The organism is Pseudomonas sp. COR18, assembly GCF_048568395.1.
GTDB classification, from domain to species: Bacteria; Pseudomonadota; Gammaproteobacteria; order Pseudomonadales; family Pseudomonadaceae; genus Aquipseudomonas; species Aquipseudomonas fuscovaginae_B.
Map to the genome: position 1 here is coordinate 2,257,094 of NZ_CP183808.1, position 16,327 is coordinate 2,273,420.

17 protein-coding genes are annotated in these 16,327 nt (G+C 65.6%); 10 read left to right on the top strand and 7 right to left on the bottom strand.

Annotated features, from left to right (window positions below; all coding sequences use genetic code 11):
* Position 1 precedes the first annotated feature (1 nt).
* The 6 genes from ACM62G_RS10405 (at position 2) to ACM62G_RS10430 (ending at position 5,316) form a co-directional block, all read left to right on the top strand.
* Positions 2–1,639 (top strand): methyl-accepting chemotaxis protein, encoded by a 1,638-nt coding sequence (locus tag ACM62G_RS10405; RefSeq protein WP_054059127.1) that lies wholly within the window; start codon positions 2–4, stop codon positions 1,637–1,639.
* A 10-nt stretch (positions 1,640–1,649) separates the two neighbouring features.
* Positions 1,650–2,177, top strand: a complete 528-nt coding sequence (locus ACM62G_RS10410; protein ID WP_273826034.1) for a chemotaxis protein CheW — start codon at positions 1,650–1,652, stop codon at positions 2,175–2,177.
* A gap of 1 nt (position 2,178) precedes the next feature.
* Positions 2,179–2,991: a CheR family methyltransferase gene (locus ACM62G_RS10415; protein WP_419737107.1), complete on the top strand. Its 813-nt coding sequence runs from the start codon at positions 2,179–2,181 to the stop codon at positions 2,989–2,991.
* On the top strand, positions 2,988–3,479 hold the full coding sequence (locus tag ACM62G_RS10420; protein WP_054059130.1) for a chemotaxis protein CheD: 492 nt from the start codon (positions 2,988–2,990) through the stop codon (positions 3,477–3,479). The genes ACM62G_RS10415 and ACM62G_RS10420 overlap by 4 nt, the downstream gene beginning before the upstream one ends.
* Positions 3,476–4,531 (top strand): protein-glutamate methylesterase/protein-glutamine glutaminase, encoded by a 1,056-nt coding sequence (locus ACM62G_RS10425; RefSeq protein WP_054059131.1) that lies wholly within the window; start codon positions 3,476–3,478, stop codon positions 4,529–4,531. Before ACM62G_RS10420 ends, ACM62G_RS10425 begins: the two co-directional genes overlap by 4 nt.
* Before the next feature lie 128 nt (positions 4,532–4,659).
* Positions 4,660–5,316 carry a response regulator transcription factor gene (locus ACM62G_RS10430; protein ID WP_054062023.1) on the top strand — a complete coding sequence of 219 codons (657 nt, stop codon included), beginning with the start codon at positions 4,660–4,662 and terminating at the stop codon, positions 5,314–5,316.
* Here ACM62G_RS10430 and ACM62G_RS10435 read toward each other — a convergent pair.
* Entirely contained in the window at positions 5,301–5,729 is a 429-nt protein-coding gene (locus tag ACM62G_RS10435) for an acyl-CoA thioesterase (RefSeq protein WP_054062022.1), read from the bottom strand. The genes ACM62G_RS10430 and ACM62G_RS10435 overlap by 16 nt on opposite strands.
* Positions 5,730–5,740: 11 nt before the next feature.
* Positions 5,741–6,679: an alpha/beta hydrolase gene (locus ACM62G_RS10440; protein WP_419737108.1), complete on the bottom strand. Its 939-nt coding sequence runs from the start codon at positions 6,677–6,679 to the stop codon at positions 5,741–5,743.
* 75 nt (positions 6,680–6,754) lie between these two features.
* Here ACM62G_RS10440 and ACM62G_RS10445 point away from each other — a divergent pair, with 75 nt between their 5' ends.
* Positions 6,755–7,369, top strand: coding sequence for a DUF6436 domain-containing protein (locus ACM62G_RS10445; protein WP_273826036.1), 615 nt, complete (start codon positions 6,755–6,757; stop codon positions 7,367–7,369).
* A 118-nt stretch (positions 7,370–7,487) separates the two neighbouring features.
* Entirely contained in the window at positions 7,488–9,854 is a 2,367-nt protein-coding gene (locus tag ACM62G_RS10450; protein ID WP_419737109.1) for a penicillin acylase family protein, read from the top strand.
* A gap of 12 nt (positions 9,855–9,866) precedes the next feature.
* Here ACM62G_RS10450 and ACM62G_RS10455 read toward each other — a convergent pair whose 3' ends face one another.
* On the bottom strand, positions 9,867–10,775 hold the full coding sequence (locus tag ACM62G_RS10455; protein ID WP_419737110.1) for an AraC family transcriptional regulator: 909 nt from the start codon (positions 10,773–10,775) through the stop codon (positions 9,867–9,869).
* Positions 10,776–10,889: 114 nt separating this feature from the next.
* Between ACM62G_RS10455 and ACM62G_RS10460 the strand changes: the two genes are divergently transcribed.
* Positions 10,890–11,231, top strand: a complete 342-nt coding sequence (locus ACM62G_RS10460; RefSeq protein WP_017904402.1) for a carboxymuconolactone decarboxylase family protein — start codon at positions 10,890–10,892, stop codon at positions 11,229–11,231.
* Between the two features lie 209 nt (positions 11,232–11,440).
* Here ACM62G_RS10460 and ACM62G_RS10465 read toward each other — a convergent pair whose 3' ends face one another.
* Positions 11,441–12,406, bottom strand: a complete 966-nt coding sequence (locus tag ACM62G_RS10465; protein ID WP_419737111.1) for a GlxA family transcriptional regulator — start codon at positions 12,404–12,406, stop codon at positions 11,441–11,443.
* A 224-nt stretch (positions 12,407–12,630) separates the two neighbouring features.
* On the opposite strand from ACM62G_RS10465, the gene ACM62G_RS10470 reads away from it, so the two are divergent.
* Positions 12,631–13,272 (top strand): HD domain-containing protein, encoded by a 642-nt coding sequence (locus tag ACM62G_RS10470; RefSeq protein ID WP_419737112.1) that lies wholly within the window; start codon positions 12,631–12,633, stop codon positions 13,270–13,272.
* A gap of 100 nt (positions 13,273–13,372) precedes the next feature.
* On the opposite strand, the gene ACM62G_RS10475 is transcribed toward ACM62G_RS10470, so the two are convergent.
* Genes ACM62G_RS10475 through ACM62G_RS10485 form a run of 3 tightly spaced genes read right to left on the bottom strand, consistent with a single transcriptional unit; the run spans position 13,373 to position 16,325 of the window.
* Positions 13,373–14,269, bottom strand: coding sequence for an ABC transporter permease subunit (locus tag ACM62G_RS10475; RefSeq protein ID WP_054058706.1), 897 nt, complete (start codon positions 14,267–14,269; stop codon positions 13,373–13,375).
* Entirely contained in the window at positions 14,266–15,186 is a 921-nt protein-coding gene (locus ACM62G_RS10480) for an ABC transporter permease subunit (protein ID WP_054058707.1), read from the bottom strand. The genes ACM62G_RS10475 and ACM62G_RS10480 overlap by 4 nt, the downstream gene beginning before the upstream one ends.
* The gene (locus ACM62G_RS10485) at positions 15,183–16,325 is read right to left on the bottom strand and encodes an ABC transporter ATP-binding protein (protein ID WP_054058708.1); all 1,143 of its coding nucleotides are present in this window, start codon (positions 16,323–16,325) and stop codon (positions 15,183–15,185) included. Before ACM62G_RS10485 ends, ACM62G_RS10480 begins: the two co-directional genes overlap by 4 nt.
* Positions 16,326–16,327: the final 2 nt, after the last annotated feature.

Genomic DNA, 16,327 nt, shown 5'->3' on the forward strand with positions numbered 1-16,327 from the left:
CATGCAGTTCATCCGCAACATGAAGATAGGCATCCGGCTGACAGCGGGCTTTCTGCTGGTGGTGGTGCTGACCGGTGTCATCGGTGTGATCGGTATCCGCAACCTGTCCCAGGTCAACGACTTGTCGGACCGCATGTACGAAGTCGATGTCACGGGTCTGCGCCAGATGCAGGATGCCAACATCCAACTGGTGACCGCCGGTCGTGCGATGCGCCATAGCCTGCTCGCCACCACCCACGCCGGCCGCGAACAGGCCGCCAACCTGGCACGCAGCTCGCTCGAACAGGCCCGCAAGCTGATCGCCGACGGGCGCAAGTCGTTCCTCAGCAAGGAAGGCCAGGCCCAGATCGACAGTATCGAGGGCCCGCTCAAGGAATACGAAAGCGTGATCAACCAACTGCTGACCAGTCACCAGCAGTCCGGCCAGTTGCAGGAGAACAGCGAGATCACCGACCTGCTGCCCAAGGCCGTGAGCAGCGGCGAAGTGGTGGACCGCCTGATGGGCGAGGCCACCCGTCGCAAACAGGAGCGTGCCGCCGAGGCCAACCAGCAGATCAGCGATATCGCCGCCAGCTCCCAGACCCAGATGATTGCCCTGATCATCGCCGCAACCCTGCTCGGCATACTGATCGGCGTACTGGTCACCCGCAGCATCACCCGTCCGCTCAATGGCGCCGTGGAAGCGGCCAACCGCATGGCCGCTGGCGACCTGAGCCAGGACCTGCCGGTGACCAGCCAGGACGAAACCGGCCAGTTGCTGGCCGCCATGCAGAACATGGCCGAACGCCTGCGCAGCATTCTCGGCGATGTCCGCAGCGCCGCCGACTCGCTGTCCTCGGCCTCGGAACAGGTCAGCTCGACCTCGCAATCGCTGAGCCAGGCCGCCAACGAGCAGGCCGCCAGCGTCGAGCAGACCAGCGCCTCGGTCGAGCAGATGTCCGCCTCCATCGCGCAGAACACCGAAAGCGCCAAGATCACCGACGGCATCGCCGGCAAGGCCGCCAACGACGCCGTGCAGGGCGGCGGCGCGGTCGGTGACACGGTGCTGGCGATGAAACAGATCGCCGACAAGATCAGCATCATCGACGACATCGCCTACCAGACCAACCTGCTCGCGCTCAACGCCGCCATCGAGGCCGCCCGTGCCGGCGACCACGGCAAGGGCTTCGCGGTGGTCGCCGCCGAAGTGCGCAAGCTGGCCGAACGCAGCCAGGTGGCGGCCCAGGAAATCGGCCAGGTCGCCTCCAGCAGCGTGCAACTGGCCGAACAGGCCGGACGCCTGCTCAACGAGATCGTGCCAAACATCCAGAAGACCTCCGACCTGGTCCAGGAAATCACCGCCGCGTCCCAGGAGCAGAGTGGCGCCGCCGGGCAGATCAACATCGCCATGGGCCAGATGAACCAGATCACCCAGCAGAACGCTTCGGCCTCCGAGGAACTGGCGGCCACTGCCGAGGAGATGAATGCCCAGGCCGGGCAGTTGCAGGAACTGATCGGTTTCTTCCGCTTCGAGGAAGAGTCCGCCCACAGCCACCGGCCACCGTCGCGCGGCCACGACGGCTACGCCTTCAACGGCTCGCGTGACGGTTTCAAGAGCCGGGCGGCGGTCGACGAAGGCCAATTCGTGAGTTTCAACTGAGGGCCGGATCATGACTGCAAGCCTGAGCCGCGACCTCGCAACGCTGCCCGACGCTCCGCCGGCGTCGAGCATCCAGCACCTGTCGTTCCGGGTGCGCCAGGCCGCCTACGCGGTGCCCATCGACCTGGTGCGCGAAATCATCGAATACGGCGACGTCACCGCCGTACCGATGATGCCGGCGTTCATCCACGGCGTGATCAACCTGCGGGGTAACGTGGTGCCGGTACTGGACCTGGCCACGCGCTTCGGTTTCGAGGCAACCGCGGTCGGCAGGCGCACCTGCATCGTCATCATCGAACTGAACCTGGAGGACTTCAGCCAGCGCATCGGCCTGGTGGTCGACGCGGTGGATGCGGTGCTCGACATCGACCCGCAACAGGTGGTCGCCGCGCCGACCTTCGGCGCCGGCATCCGTACCGACTTCATCGCCGGCATGGCCCGTGGCGAACAGGGTTTCACCATCATCCTGAACATCCCGCAAGTGTTGTCCCTGGAGGACATCCGCCAGCTCAGCCTGGCCGCGGCCCAGGGCCACTGAGATGTCCAGCCAGCTCAAGCTGCCGACCCTCGGCGACGGCGAGTTCCGCCGCCTGCAGACGCTGATGGCCGAAGCCTCGGGCATCATCCTGGCGCCGAACAAGCGGCCGCTGGTGGCCGGCCGGCTGATGAAACGCCTGCGTCACTATCGCCTGGACAACTATGCCAGCTACCTGCAACTGCTCGACCAGCCGGAATGCCTCAAGGAACGCCGGCTGGTGGTGGACCTGCTGACCACCAACGAAACCTATTTCTTCCGCGAGCCCCCGCACTTCGACTTTCTCGGCAACTGGCTCGGCGGGCGCAAGGGGCCGCTGCGGTTCTGGAGCGCCGCCTGCTCGTCCGGCGAAGAGCCCTACAGCATGGCCATGGTGATCCAGGAAAACCTGCGCAGCGGCGACTGGTCGATCCTGGCCAGCGACCTGAGCTTGAGCATGCTGGAGAAGGCCGCCGAAGGCATCTACGACATGGCCCAGGCCAAGTACTTTCCCCAGGGCTGGCTGCAACGCCACTGCCTGAGCGGCATCGGCGACATGCGCGGGCGCTTGCGGGTCCAGGCGGCCCTGCGCGAGCGGGTCAGCCTGCGGGAAATCAATATCGTCCAGCCGCTGCCGGAAGGGCTCGGGCCGTTCGACGTGATCTTCCTGCGCAACGTGCTGATCTATTTCAACAACGAGGAAAAGCAGCGCATCGTCCAGCGCCTGGTCCAGCCGTTGCGGCCCGGCGGCCTGCTGTTCATCGGCCATGCGGAAAGCATCCACGGTTTCGACCTGCCGCTGCGGCTGCTCAACCCGTCGGTCTACGAACGCCTATGACTGCGCCGCTCTTCCTGCGCCCCGGCGACTACTTCTTCGGCCGGCACGAGGGCAGGGTCACCACCCTGCTCGGCAGTTGCGTGTCGATCATTCTCTGGCACCCGCGCAGGCGTCTGCTGGCGGTCTCGCATTACCTGCTGCCCAGCGATCCGATGGCCCGCAACGGCCTCGACACCCGCTACGGCGAAGGCGTGTTCCGGCGCATCCAGGCCGACATGCAACGCCACGGCACCCACCCCGGCGAGTACCGCAAGGGCATATTCGGTGGCGGCAGCCTGGTGCGTTTCGAAGGCATACGCGGGCGCAGGATCGGCCACAGCAACAGCGCCTTCGCCCGTGAACAGTTCAGCCGACGCAACTGGGCGGTCGACCACTGCGACCTCGATGGCCAGCACTATCGCCGCCTGCACATCGACGGCAGCAGCGGCGCGATCGATTGCCAGCGCAACAGCGTGCGGCCATTGCTGCTGGGGATGCGGCCACGATGATCAGGGTGTTTATCGTCGACGACTCGGCCCTGGTGCGCCAGGTGCTGACCCAGTGCCTGGACAGCCATCCGAACATCAAGGTGATCGGCCAGGCGGCCGACCCGCTGTACGCCATCGACAAGATGCGCCGCGACTGGCCGGACGTGCTGATCCTCGACGTGGAGATGCCGCGCATGGACGGCCTGACCTTCCTGCGCCAGATCATGGCCGAACGGCCGACACCGACGCTGATCTGCTCGACCCTCACCGAGCAGGGCTCGGCGGTCGGCGTCGAAGCCCTCGCGGCCGGTGCCGTCGGGGTGTTCACCAAGGCCCGGCTGGGGCTGCGCCAGAGCCTGGAACAACTCTGCGTCGAACTGATCCGCAAGGTCGAGGAGAGCGCCCGGGCGCGGCCCATGGCCCTTCGCCACAACCCCCCTGCCGCAGAATCGGGCCCCATGGTGGGCGCGGCCCCGACGGTGCTCAGGACCACGGACCGGGTGGTTGCCCTGGGCTGTTCCACCGGCGGCACCCAGGCATTGGAATTCATCCTCAGGCAATTGCCACGTGACTGCCCGGGGATTGTCATCGTTCAACACATGCCGGAGAAGTTCACCGCCGATTTTGCCCGGCGCCTGGACAAGTTGTGCCAGATCGAAGTCCGCGAGGCCAGACACCTGGATCGCGTCCACAGCGGCCTGGCCCTGCTCGCTCCCGGAGGTTTGCACATGCAGCTCAAACGCAGTGGCGCGCACTATCAGGTGGAAGTGCTCGACGGCCCGCCGGTCAATCGGCACAAGCCTTCGGTGGACGTCCTGTTCCGCTCGGTGGCGCGCCAGGCCGGCGCCAATACGCTGGGCATCATCATGACCGGCATGGGCGACGACGGTGCGCGCGGGCTGCTGGCCATGCGTGACAGTGGCGCCGCCACCGTCGCCCAGGACGAAGCCAGTTGCGTGGTGTTCGGCATGCCCAGGGAGGCCATTCGGCTGGGGGCGGCCCAGGTAGTCGAACCCCTGGGGAAACTGCCGAAACTGATCCAGCTCTTCGGCGACAGCAGCCGCCACGGCTGACCGGGACCCGAGGCCGCCGTGGGTCGCCAGCATCGATGCGAACCCCTGGGTTGCAATCCAGATACGAATAACCGTGGCAGGCCGGTCCGGCTGCTGCGCCCTTCCCTTTGCGCCATGGGCTAGAGCTTATGCTTTGTCGAATACTGCTTGCCGACGATTACCCGCTGTTTCGCGCGGGCATTCGGGCTCTGCTGGAAAAACAACAAGAATACGAAGTCGTCGGCGAAGCGGGCGATGGCCAGGCGGCCATCGAACTGGCCTCCAGGCTCAAGCCGGACATCGTGCTGCTGGACATGTCGATGGAGCGCATGAACAGCGTCGCCGCGCTCAAGGAACTGTCCCTGCGCGCACCGCGCAGCAAGGTGCTGATGCTGTCGATGCACACCGACACGCACTTCGTGATGAAGTGTCTGCAACTGGGTGCCCACGGTTTCCTGCTCAAGACCGCGACGGTGCTGGAGCTGGAACTGGCCCTCAAGGCCCTGCGCCATGGCGGCCAGTACCTGTCATCGGCGGTGGTGCCGCTGGTGGTCAACCAGGCGGTGCGGCAAAGCCACGAACCGCCGGCCAAGACCAGCCGGGTCGCCCTGACCGCCCGCCAGCTGGAGATCCTGCGGCTGATCGCCCGGGGCGAAACGACCCGCTCCATCGCCGTCGGCCTCGGCCTGAGCATCAAGACCGTGGAGGCGCACCGCTCCCAGATCATGCACCGGCTGCGGATTCACGACATCGCCGGGCTGGTGCTGTTCGCGGTGCGCGAAGGGATCATTCAGATCAACGACTGAAAGGCTTCGCGCAAGCCGTCGGGGAGCGATACCGGCCGGTTGCTCGCACGGTCGACGAACACGTGGACGAAGCGCCCGGCGGCGCAGGCGTCCTCTTCACCGGCCTTGAACACCGCCAGCTCGTATTGCACCGAACTGTTGCCCAGCTTGCCGACCCGCAAGCCGACCTCCAGGCGCTCGGGGAAGGCCACCGAGGAGAAATAGTCGCAGGCGGAACTGACCACGAAGCCCACCACTGCGCCGTCGTGGATATCCAGCCCGCCCCGCTCGATCAGGAAGGTGTTCACCGCCGTGTCGAAAAAGCTGTAGTAGGTGACGTTGTTCACGTGGCCATAGACGTCATTGTCATGCCAGCGGGTGAGAATCGGCTGGAAGTGGCGATAGTCGCCACGCTGGGGCAGGCGGTCGGTCATGTAGGCCTCGATCAGAAGTGGGCGCCGAGAAAGCGGAAATAGCGTTCGCGGTATTCGGGAAGTTCATTGGCCAGGTGATGCCGGGCCTGCGCCAGCATGAACACCTCGGGCTGGTCGAATTTGCGGCGCAGCACCGCCAGGTTGTGTTGCCAGTCGACGGTCATGTCGCCATCGCCCTGCACGATCAGCGGCCGGCGCGGGCTCGCCGTGGCGCCTTCGATACCCGGAATCCAGCGGGCCAGGGCGCCGACCCAGGCGGTCGGCAGACGCTGCGGCTGCAACGGATCGGCCTGCAGGAACGGCATGAACGCCGGGTCGTGGGTGTTTTCGCTGAAGCGTCGGGCAATGCCTTTGACGAAGGGCCTGAGCAGGTGATAACTGAGCTTCGACCAGCCCCAGGCCCGCGGCCGCACCAGCGGCGAGAGCAGCACGACCTGGCCCTGGGCCGGGCTGTCCAGGCCATGCCGGAGCAGGTGATCGACCACGATGGCACCGCCCGTGCTCTGGCCGAACAGATGCCAGGGCTGCGGCAGATCGAGGGACCGGGCCTCGTCGAACAGCCCCTGCAAGGCCCGCTGGTATTCGGCGAAATCCTCGATGCTGGCCCGCTCGCCACTGGACAGGCCATGCCCCGGCAGGTCGCAGGAGATCACCGCGAGGCCGCGGTCCAGGGCCCAGTCGATGACGTTGCGATACAGCCCCATGTGGTCGTAGAAGCCGTGGAACAGGAACAGGGTGGCCACCGGCTGCGGCGGCAGCCAGAGCTGGCTGACCAGCTCGAAGGCGCCGCTGCGGAAGCCGCCGAGGTGGCGGGTGAACGGCGCCGGGCGATGGGGCAGGTCCAGGCCGTAGAAACGCTGGTAGGCCTGCGCCGCCGACGACAACGGCTGTGCCTCGGCCAGCGGGCGCAGGCTGGCGCGCAGGGCATCGGGGTCGAAGGTGGCGGGCATGCAAAGCCTCCAGGAAAAAGTACGGCAACGCCGAGGCGTTTTACTGATCTGCGATATTCTTCTGTCAGGACAGGCATGGCAAGCTACGCGACCTTCGAGGACCGAATCGCCATGCTCCAGACGCGTCACAAGACATTTTTCGCCGGCCTGCTGGCCGTGCTTTGCGCGGCGGGCCTGTGGCTGGCCTACGACTGGTTCCAGGGTCGCTATATCCGCGCCTTCAGCGATCAGACCGCACTGTTCGCCGGTGATCGGCTCAGCCTGCCGACCCAATTGGCCGGCCCGGGGCGTATTCGCCTGGTACATTTCTGGGACCCGGCCTGCCCGTGCAACGTCGGCAACCAGCAGCACCTGGGCGAACTGATCGAGCGCTTCGCGCCGCTGGGCGTGGACTTCTACGCCGTGCAGAAACCCGGCAGCCAGGGCCGGCTACCGGTCAACCTGCAAGCCATCCAGCCACTGCCGGGGCTGCCCGGAGCCGAACACCTGACCGTCAGCCCGGCGGTGGCGATCTGGGACCGCAACGGCCAATTGGCCTACTTCGGCCCCTACAGCCAGGGCGCCACCTGCAATTCCGGCAACAGTTTCATCGAGCCGATCCTGCTGGCCCTCAGCGAAGGCCGCCCGGTGCACGCCACCCACAACATGGCCGTAGGCTGCTACTGCCCCTGGCAGGAACCCGGCCATTGACCAAGGCGAACCGGACTTTTTAGCGTAATCGGCCCCTCGTGCGATGCATCCGCCTGGCGGGCTGTGCTACACCTTAGCGGCTGAACCACGGCAGCCCGCCCTCCACAAGGAACCCCGCATGAAACGCAGCCTGACCGTTCTCGCCGTCCTGATCGCCGCCGTCGCTGCCGGTGGCACCTGGTACGTCCAGAGCAAACTGCCGACACGCCAGGGCCAGGTCACGCTGGGCAACCTGCAGGGGCCGGTCACCGTGCGCTACGACGAGCGCGGTGTCCCGCATATCCGCGCCGAATCCGAGACCGACCTGTACCGTGCCCTGGGCTACGTGCATGCCCAGGACCGGCTGTTCCAGATGGAGATCGTCCGGCGCCTGGCCCGTGGCGAACTGTCCGAGGTCCTGGGGCCCAAGACCCTGGAAACCGACAAGCTGTTCCGCAGCCTGCGCATCCGCGAGCACGCCGACCAGTACGTCGCCCGGCTGGACCGGCAGTCCGCCGCCTGGAAGGCCCTGCAGGCCTACCTGGACGGCATCAACCAGTACCAGGCCAGCCACGCCAGGCCGATCGAGTTCGACCTGCTCGGCATTCAGCCGCGGCCCTTCACCGCCGAAGACACCATCAGCATCGCCGGCTACATGTCCTATAGCTTCGCCGCCGCCTTCCGTACCGAGCCGCTGCTGACCTACGTGCGCGACAAGCTCGGGGCCGACTACCTCAAGGTGTTCGACCTGGAGTGGCGCCCGCAGGGCATGCTCGGCTCGCCGACACCCCTGGCCGCGGCCGACTGGAAGGGGCTCGGCGCCCTGGCACGGGTCAGCGAGCAGGCCCTGCGCGAGGCCGGCGTGCCACAGTTCGAAGGCAGCAACGCCTGGGCCGTCTCCGGCAGCCGGACCAAAAGCGGCAAGCCGCTGCTGGCCGGCGATCCGCACATCGCCTTCTCGACCCCGGCGGTGTGGTACGAAGCGCAACTGTCGGCGCCGAACTTCGAGCTGTACGGCTATCACCAGGCACTGGTGCCGTTCGCCTTTCTGGGCAACAACCAGGCGTTCGGCTGGAGCCTGACCATGTTCCAGAACGATGACCTGGACCTGATCGCCGAAAAGACCAACCCCGACAACCCCAACCAGGTCTGGTACCACGGCCAGTGGGTCGAGATGACCCGCAGCGAGCAGCAGATCGCGGTCAAGGGTCAGGCTCCGGTGACCTTCACCCTGCTGCGCTCGCCCCATGGTCCGATCGTCAACGACGTGCTCGGCGCCAATGCCGGGACGAAGCCGATTGCCATGTGGTGGGCTTTTCTCGAAACCCCGAACCCGATCCTGCAGGGTTTCTACGAACTCAATCGCGCCGATACCCTGGACAAGGCCCGCGAAGCCGCGACACGAATCCAGGCGCCCGGCCTGAACCTGATGTGGGCCAACGCCAGGGGCGACATCGGCTGGTGGGCCGCCGCGCTGCTGCCCAGGCGGCCGGACGGGGTCAACCCGGCCTTCATCCTCGACGGCAGCACCGGCGAGGCGGACAAGGACGGCTACTACCCATTCAGCGCCAACCCGCAGGAAGAAAACCCGCCACGCGGCTACATCGTCTCGGCCAACACCCAGCCGGCCTCGCCCACCGGCATGGTCATTCCCGGCTACTACAACCTGGCCGACCGCGGCCAGCAGTTGAACCGGCAGTTGGCCGACAACAGCGTGCGCTGGAGCGTGGAAAACAGCCAGAAGCTGCAACTGGGCACCACCACCGACTACGGTCCGCGGCTGCTCAAGCCATTGCTGCCGGCGCTGCGCGAGGCGGCGCAGGACGCGGCCGAACTCAAGCTGGTGGAACAACTGGCGACATGGAAAGGCGACTACCCGATGAGTTCCACCAGCGCCACGCTGTTCAACCAGTTCCTCTACGAACTGGCCCGCGCGGCCATGCATGACAAGCTGGGCGACGACTACTTCAACACCCTGATCAGCACCCGCGTGGTGGACGCCGCGTTACCCCGCCTGGCGGCCGATGAAACCTCCCCCTGGTGGAACGGCAACCGCAATGCAGTGGTGAAACAGGCCTGGCAGGCGACCCTGGCCCACCTCAGGGCGAGCTATGGCGACAACAGCGGCGGCTGGGTCTGGGGCCGGGCCCACACCCTGACCCAGGGTCATCCGCTGGGGCGGCAGCCGCCGCTGGACAGGCTGTTCAACGTCGGTCCGTTCGACGCGCCGGGCACCCATGAGGTGCCGAACAACCTTTCGGCGAAGATCGGCCCGGCGCCGTGGCCGGTCACCTATGGCCCCTCGACCCGACGCCTGATCGACTTCGCCGACCCGGATCACAGCCTGACCATCAACCCGGTAGGCCAGAGCGGCGTGCTGTTCGACAAGCACTACAGCGACCAGGCCGAAACCTATGTGGAAGGTGGCTATGAGCAGGTGCACATGAACGACGTCGAGGTGTCGGCCAATACCCGCAGCGTGCTGAGGCTGGTGCCGGGCAAGTAGGCAGATTGCCACCTACCCCCCGGCCTTGCGCACCTGCCCCGGCGCCTGCCCATACACGTCCTTGAACTTCTTGCTGAACGCCGCCTGCGACTGATACCCCACCTGCAGCGCGATCTCGCTCAAGCCCAGGTGCGAACGGCTCAGCAGGCCATGAGCCAGTTCCATCCGCACCCGGGTGAGCAGTACCCACGGCGACTCCCCCGCGACCTTGACGAACGCGCGCATGAAGGTCGCCCGCGACATGTTCGCCAGCGCCGCCAGGCCGTCGATGCTCCACGCGTGGGCCGGGTCGTCGAGCATGCCCTGCCAGGCCCGGCTCAGGCGCTTGTCGGCCAGCAGGGCGAGGGTCCCGCTGGCCTGCACCTGCTGTTGCAGATAGACCCGCAGAATCAGCGTGAACAACGCCGACGACAGCGCATCCACCAGGAATCGCCCACCGGCCTGGTCGCCATCGGCCTCCACCCGCAATAACCCCACCAGCGCCGCCAGCTGATCGCTGGCCGGCAGGTCGCGGCTGGACACCACCAGGTAGGGCGGCAGGGCGGCGAACAGCATCGACTCGCGCTGGTAGTGAAAGCGTCCGCAGAGCAGATCGAGGGCCGGCCCCTCGCGGCCTATCCGGTGCAGCGGCAGCAGGCCGCCCTGGCTGACCCGCGTGGCCGTCGGCGCCACCCGCCGCCCTTCGCTGCGCAACAGGTGCGTACCGCCACCGGGCAACACCAGGATGTCCCCCGCCCCCAGGCGAACCGCCTGCCCGCCGGGCAGCTCGACCTGGCATTCCCCGGCCAGCACGATGTGATAGGGCGCGATACCGGCGTTTTCCTGCTCGTGGTCCAGCGCCCAATCGCCCTGCAACCGGCAGCGCAGATCCAGGCTGCCGCGTACGCCGGCCAGGCCGATGAGCCGATCGATCGAAGTCATTTGCGCCTATCGGACAAAGGGTTGAGTGGATCGAACAAAAATGCCGACCTCCAATGGATGACACTGGAGTCGTTGCTTAGCCAGTCTACCTTCAGCCTTTCAGGAGTTACCACCATGTTCCTCAATTGGTCCGAACTGTTGCCCACCATCAAGAATGCCTTCGGCGCACTGGGCAAATCCAACCCCAAGATGGTCCAGGCCTACATGAAGCTGGGTGAAGCCGCTGCCGAAAACAATGTGCTGGATGCCAAGACCCGTGAACTGATTTCCATCGCCGTGGCGATCTCCACCCGCTGCGACGGTTGCATCGGTGCCCATACCGACGCGGCGATCAAGGCCGGCGCGACCCGCGAGGAAGTCGCCGCGGCGCTGGCGACGGCGATTTCGCTGAATGCCGGGGCGGCCTATATCTACTCGCTGCATGCGCTGGAGGCGTACGACAGCCTGAAGCCTTGATCGACTCCCTTGGCCGCTCCGGCAGAGCCCGGACACCTGGTTGTCACGGGCTCTATCGGACACTTCCTGAGTTGCGTCGACTTCAAGGGCCTCTTCGCGGGCAAGCCCCGCTCCTACAGTTATTTGGCGATCACAGCATTTGTGCACGGCACAGGCTTTGTAGGAGCCGGGCTTGCCCGCGAAGGGGCCCGACAGCCAACCACAAGACCTCAGGCCAACCCGGCGAAATGCTGCCGAAACTGCTGCGCACTCACCCCCAGCCGCCGCTGGAACACGCTGCGCAGATGGTGCGCATCGCGAAACCCGCACTCATAGGCGATGGTCTTCAACGGCACACCGCCGCTTTCGAGCAGCACCCGCGCCGCATCCACCCGCGCGCTTTCGACGAACCGGGCCGGAGTCACCCCGCTCTCGCGGACAAATACCCGGGAAAAGTTGCGCGCACTCATGTTCGCCGCCTTCGCCAGCTCGGCAATGCTCAGGTCCGCCGTCAGGTGCGCCAGCACATACTGTTGCACCCGGGCCACCGGTGAGTCCGGTTCGGCATGGGGCGTCAGGTAGGGGCTGAACTGCGACTGGCCGCCCGAACGCTGGGTGAACACCAGCAACCGCCGGGCCACGCGCAACGCGATGTCGCTGCCCTGCTCGCGGGCCAGCAGGTACAGCGACAGGTCGATCCCCGCCGTCACCCCCGCGGACGTGAACAACTCGCCATCCTGCACGTAGAGCCGATCAGCCTCGACCTGGGCCGTCGGACACAGCTCGGCGAGTGCCTGGGCGTCATTCCAGTGGGTGGTCACCGTGCGCCCCTCCAGCAAACCGGCCCGCGCCAGCATGAACGCACCGTTGCAGATCGAGCCGAACAGCCCCGCGCGAGCGGCGGCGGCCCGTAGCCAGGCATGGAATTCGGCACCGAAGTCCTGCCCCGCCAGATCCGGCCCGCCGGCGCACAACAGCAGGTCGTAGCGTTCCAGGGCCTCGCTGAAATGCCGATGCGCCTGAATCGCCAGGCCATTGGAACACGCCACCCAGCCCTGCTCGACGCCCACCACCTCCAGGCGATAGCCGGCCTCGGGCGGCAGGAAGCGATTGGCCTCGGCGAATACATCCATCGGCCCGGTGACATCCAGGGACTGGACGCCGCGGAACACGACAACGGCAACGGTGCGGGTCATGGTAAAGCCTCTTGCGGATCGACATCCGGCGCTGGAGCACTCCTGGCCGAACCGGACCTACGGTAACCAAAGCCTCGCCGGGATACGAGGTGCAGAAGGCCGCTGGCACGAAACCCGCCGCGAATGGCCGGAATCGTCACCCTGTATCGATAGCAGCCAAATCCGCCCGGCGCCAGACTGATCCCATCGGCGCCACTGCGGCGCTCGCCACAGGAGTCATGACCATGAGCGACACCATTGCCGGCATCCGGATCCCCGACAGCGCACTGGCCCGGGCCGCCACCGAATACATCCGCGATGTGGAAAGCGATCTGCTCTATCACCACTCGCGCCGCGTGTTCCTGTTCGGCGCCCTGAGCGGCCAGCGCAAGCAACTGGCCTACAACCCGGAACTGCTCTATATCGGCGCGATGTTCCACGACCTCGGCCTGGTCGAAGGCCAGCGCAGTGACAACGACCGCTTCGAAGTCGACGGCGCCAACGCCGCCAAGGCCTTCATGCAGCCCTATGGGCTATCGGACGACGATATCGAGCAGGTCTGGCTGTCGATCGCCCTGCACACCACGCCGGGCATACCGCAATACCTGCGCCCGACCGTGGCCCTGGTGACCGCGGGCGTGGAGATGGATGTGCTGGGGATGGACTACGCCGCGTTTCCCGCCGTCCAGCGCGAGGCGGTGGTGCATGCGCATCCACGGGGGGAGAAGTTCAAGGAGTGCATCATCTGCGCCTTTGCCGACGGCTTGCGCCATCGTCCGCAGACCACCTTCGGCAACGTCAAGACCGACGTGCTGAAGGACAAGGACGTGAGCTTCACGCCGATGAATTTCGTCGAGGTGATCCGGCAATCGCCTTGGGCCGATTGAATCCTCGGAGGCCCATTCGCGGGCAAGCCCGCTCCCACAGTCCGTGTCGCTCGACACAAAACTGTGGGAGCGGGCTTGCCCGCGAAGCTTTTTCAGCAGGCTACGCGGCGGTTCCCGCCGCAGCCGGTGCACGCCGCACATCCGGCTGCTTCCAGGAGTCCGCCGCACTTTCCTCGATGGCCTGCTGGATCGCCTTGCGCCGACGCTCTTCGGCCTGACGGCTGAAGTACCAGACCAGGAAGGTCACCAGCGATACCGCCAGCAGGATCAGGCTCGCCACCGCGTTGATCTCCGGCTTGACGCCCAGGCGCACCGCCGAGAACACCTCCATCGGCAGGGTGGTCGAACCCGGCCCGGACACGAAGCTGGCCAGCACCAGGTCATCCAGCGACAGGGCGAACGACATCATGCCGCCCGCCGCCAGCGACGGCGCGATCATCGGGATGGTGATCAGGAAGAACACCTTCCACGGCCGCGCGCCCAGGTCCATGGCCGCCTCTTCGATGGACAGGTCCAACTCGCGCAGGCGCGCCGACACCACTACCGCCACATAGGCCGAGCAAAACGTGGTGTGGGCGATCCAGATGGTGGCGATACCACGCTCCTGGGGCCAACCGACCATTTGCGCCATGGCCACGAACAGCAGCAGCAGCGACAGGCCAGTGATCACTTCCGGCATCACCAGCGGCGCGGTGACCATGCCACCGAACAGCGTGCGGCCCTTGAAGCGGGTGATGCGGGTCAGCACGAACGCCGCCAGGGTGCCCAGCGCCACCGCCGCCAGGGCGGTGTAGCAGGCGATTTCCAGCGAGCGGCCGACCGAGCCCATCAGTTGGGTGTTGTCCAGCAGGCCGACGTACCACTTCACCGACCAGCCACCCCACACCGTCACCAGCTTGGAGGCGTTGAACGAGTAGATCACCAGGATCAGCATCGGCAGGTAGATGAACAGCAGGCCCACCACCAGCATCAGGTTCGAGAAACTGAAGCGCTTCATACCCGGCCCTCCATTTCCTTGGCCTGACTGCGGTTGAACAGGATGATCGGTACGATCAGGATCGCCAGCATCACCACGGCGAGCGCGGACGCCACCGGCCAGTCACGGTTGTTGAAGAACTCCTGCCACAGCACCTTGCCGATCATCAGGGTTTCCGGACCGCCGAGCAGCTCGGGGATCACGAACTCGCCCACCACCGGGATGAACACCAGCATGCAGCCGGCGATGATGCCGTTCTTCGACAGCGGCACGGTGATCTTCCAGAAGCTGTTGAAGGTGCTCGAGCCCAGGTCGGACGCGGCTTCCAGCAGGCTCGGGTCGTGCTTCACCAGGTTGGCGTAAAGCGGCAGGATCATGAACGGCAGGTACGAATAGACCACGCCGATGTACACCGCCAGGTTGGTATTGAGGATCTGCAGCGGCTCGCTGATCAGCCCGGTCCACATCAGGAAGCCGTTGAGCAGCCCGTTGTTGCTGAGGATGCCCATCCAGGCATAGACGCGGATCAGGATCGCGGTCCAGGTCGGCATCATGATCAGCAGCACCAGCACGGTCTGCACTTCCTTGCGGGCCTTGGAGATGGCATAGGCCATCGGATAGCCGATCAGCAGGCACAGCAGCGTGCTGAAGAAGGCCATCTTCAACGAACCGAGGTACGCCGCCAGGTACAGCTCGTCGTCACCCAGCATCGAGTAGTTGCCGAGGTTCAGCACCAGTTGCAGCTTCTGCTCGACGAAAGTGTAGATCTCGGTATACGGCGGAATCGCCACATCCGCTTCAGCGAAGCTGATCTTCAGAACGATGAAGAACGGCAGCATGAAGAACAGGAACAGCCAGATGAAAGGGATCCCGATGACCACATGACGGCCGGAGGGGGTTATTCGTTGCAACCGGCGCTTGAGTTTTCGCATGTTCATGAGCGCAGTACCACGCCGCTGTCGTCTTCCCACCAGACGAACACTTCGTCACCCCAGGTCGGCCGTGCGCCCTGGCGTTCGGCGTTGGCGACGAAGGACTGGACCAGCTTGCCGCTCGGCAGCTCGACGTAGAACACCGAGTGACCGCCCAGGTAGGCGATATCGTGGACCTTGCCGCGCGACCAGTTGTGCTCGCACTCCGGCTGGGTGGTGGTGACCAGCAGCTTCTCCGGGCGGATCGCGTAGGTCACGTGCTTGTCCTGCACCGAGGTGCTCACGCCGTGACCGACGTAGATGTTGCGCTCCAGCTCCGGGCTGGCGATGCGCGCGTAACCTTCGGCATCGTCGACCACTTCACCTTCGAACAGGTTGACGTTGCCGATGAACTCGCAGACCAGGCGACTGGTCGGGGTCTCGTAGACGTCGATCGGGCTGCCGATCTGGGCGATCCAGCCCAGGTGCATGATGGCGATCCGTTCGGCCATGGTCATGGCCTCTTCCTGGTCGTGGGTCACCATGACGCAGGTCACGCCGACGCGCTCGATGATCTCGACAAGCTCAAGCTGCATTTGCGAGCGCAGCTTCTTGTCCAGAGCACCCATGGGCTCGTCGAGCAGCAACAGTTTCGGCCGTTTGGCCAGGGAACGGGCCAGGGCCACCCGCTGGCGCTGGCCACCGGACAACTGGTGCGGCTTGCGCTTGGCGTACTGGCTCATCTGCACCAGCTTGAGCATTTCGGCCACGCGGGCATCGATCTCGGCTTTCGGAATGCGGTCCTGCTGCAGGCCGAAGGCGATGTTCTGCGCCACGGTCATGTGCGGGAACAGCGCGTAGGACTGGAACATCATGTTGATCGGCCGCTCGTAGGGCGGCATGTCGGTGATGTCCACGCCATCGAGGAAGATCCGGCCTTCGGTCGGCCGTTCAAAACCTGCGAGCATGCGCAGCAAGGTGGATTTACCCGAACCCGAGCCGCCGAGCAGGGCGAAGATCTCGCCCTTCCTGATTTCCAGGGACACATCGTCCACGGCGATCGTCTCGTCGAACTTCTTCGTGACCCGGTCGATCTTGACCAACACCTGCTTGGGTGATTGGTCGCCCTCGAGGGCTTTCTTATAGGCGCCGGAGGCAACAGCCATTT

Coding starts and splice junctions, on each gene's coding strand:
- ACM62G_RS10415 (WP_419737107.1), top strand. CDS start 2,179: ATGTCCAGCCAGCTCAAGCTGCCGACCCTCGGCGACGGCGAGTTCCGC.
- ACM62G_RS10440 (WP_419737108.1), bottom strand. CDS start 6,679: ATGCCCGCCACCTTCGACCCCGATGCCCTGCGCGCCAGCCTGCGCCCG.
- ACM62G_RS10435 (WP_054062022.1), bottom strand. CDS start 5,729: ATGACCGACCGCCTGCCCCAGCGTGGCGACTATCGCCACTTCCAGCCG.
- ACM62G_RS10475 (WP_054058706.1), bottom strand. CDS start 14,269: ATGAAGCGCTTCAGTTTCTCGAACCTGATGCTGGTGGTGGGCCTGCTG.
- ACM62G_RS10450 (WP_419737109.1), top strand. CDS start 7,488: ATGAAACGCAGCCTGACCGTTCTCGCCGTCCTGATCGCCGCCGTCGCT.
- ACM62G_RS10405 (WP_054059127.1), top strand. CDS start 2: ATGCAGTTCATCCGCAACATGAAGATAGGCATCCGGCTGACAGCGGGC.
- ACM62G_RS10420 (WP_054059130.1), top strand. CDS start 2,988: ATGACTGCGCCGCTCTTCCTGCGCCCCGGCGACTACTTCTTCGGCCGG.
- ACM62G_RS10410 (WP_273826034.1), top strand. CDS start 1,650: ATGACTGCAAGCCTGAGCCGCGACCTCGCAACGCTGCCCGACGCTCCG.
- ACM62G_RS10480 (WP_054058707.1), bottom strand. CDS start 15,186: ATGAACATGCGAAAACTCAAGCGCCGGTTGCAACGAATAACCCCCTCC.
- ACM62G_RS10445 (WP_273826036.1), top strand. CDS start 6,755: ATGGCAAGCTACGCGACCTTCGAGGACCGAATCGCCATGCTCCAGACG.
- ACM62G_RS10470 (WP_419737112.1), top strand. CDS start 12,631: ATGAGCGACACCATTGCCGGCATCCGGATCCCCGACAGCGCACTGGCC.
- ACM62G_RS10485 (WP_054058708.1), bottom strand. CDS start 16,325: ATGGCTGTTGCCTCCGGCGCCTATAAGAAAGCCCTCGAGGGCGACCAA.
- ACM62G_RS10455 (WP_419737110.1), bottom strand. CDS start 10,775: ATGACTTCGATCGATCGGCTCATCGGCCTGGCCGGCGTACGCGGCAGC.
- ACM62G_RS10425 (WP_054059131.1), top strand. CDS start 3,476: ATGATCAGGGTGTTTATCGTCGACGACTCGGCCCTGGTGCGCCAGGTG.
- ACM62G_RS10460 (WP_017904402.1), top strand. CDS start 10,890: ATGTTCCTCAATTGGTCCGAACTGTTGCCCACCATCAAGAATGCCTTC.
- ACM62G_RS10465 (WP_419737111.1), bottom strand. CDS start 12,406: ATGACCCGCACCGTTGCCGTTGTCGTGTTCCGCGGCGTCCAGTCCCTG.
- ACM62G_RS10430 (WP_054062023.1), top strand. CDS start 4,660: ATGCTTTGTCGAATACTGCTTGCCGACGATTACCCGCTGTTTCGCGCG.